Annotated in this window: 2 pseudogenes; one reads left to right on the forward strand and one right to left on the reverse strand. The window is 45.6% G+C overall.

Going from position 1 to position 722, the window contains the following annotated elements:
* Positions 1-225: pseudogene (locus ACP45E_RS21905) on the forward strand (NADP-dependent phosphogluconate dehydrogenase); the annotation flags it as partial.
* A gap of 129 nt (positions 226-354) precedes the next feature.
* Here the strand turns inward: ACP45E_RS21905 and ACP45E_RS21910 are convergent.
* Positions 355-722: pseudogene (locus tag ACP45E_RS21910) on the reverse strand (MFS transporter); the annotation flags it as partial.

Consider the following 722-nt stretch of genomic DNA (forward strand, 5'->3'; position numbering starts at 1 on the left):
GCTAAGTCTATGGAATCGGGTATCCCAATGCCATGTATGACTTCTGCACTAACGTTCCTAGACGGCTACACAACAGCTCGTCTTCCAGCGAACCTTCTACAAGCTCAACGTGACTACTTCGGTGCTCACACTTACGAGCGTACTGACCGTCCACGTGGTGAATTCTTCCACACAAACTGGACAGGTACAGGCGGCGACACGGCTTCTACCACCTACGACGTATAATCGTTGGTTAATGTTGGAACCATAAAAACAAAAGGATGCCAAACGGCATCCTTTTTTAATAATGATAAAACGAAACAAACTAAGCGCTGTGAGTAAAGTCTAGGATGACAATACGATAGGAGAATTGCACTATTCGCCGGCCATGATTTGACGTTTGCCTTTCATGCTAGCAAACAACATGTATAAACAGGTCGACAGTAATGCCACGAATAAATACCCAATCAATCCGTATTGTGACTGCATAAACCAATCCGCGAGTACAGGCCCAAGTATTGAGCCGATGCTGTAGCTAAATAGCATCACCTGAGTGGCTGAAACAATGTAGTTTGCATCAAGACCATCGCATCCAAGGTTGATGGCGATCGGGTAGAGTGCAAAGCTCGCCATTCCTAATATGAATAAGCAAACAGCAAACGTACCCATGTCTGTACTCATGGCAGAAAGTGCCATGGCCGTGACACCTAATAAACAAAACATGGCCATGAGAAGTGTTCGGC

This window comes from Vibrio genomosp. F10 str. 9ZD137, from assembly GCF_049974785.1.
Classification (GTDB): Bacteria; Pseudomonadota; Gammaproteobacteria; order Enterobacterales; family Vibrionaceae; genus Vibrio.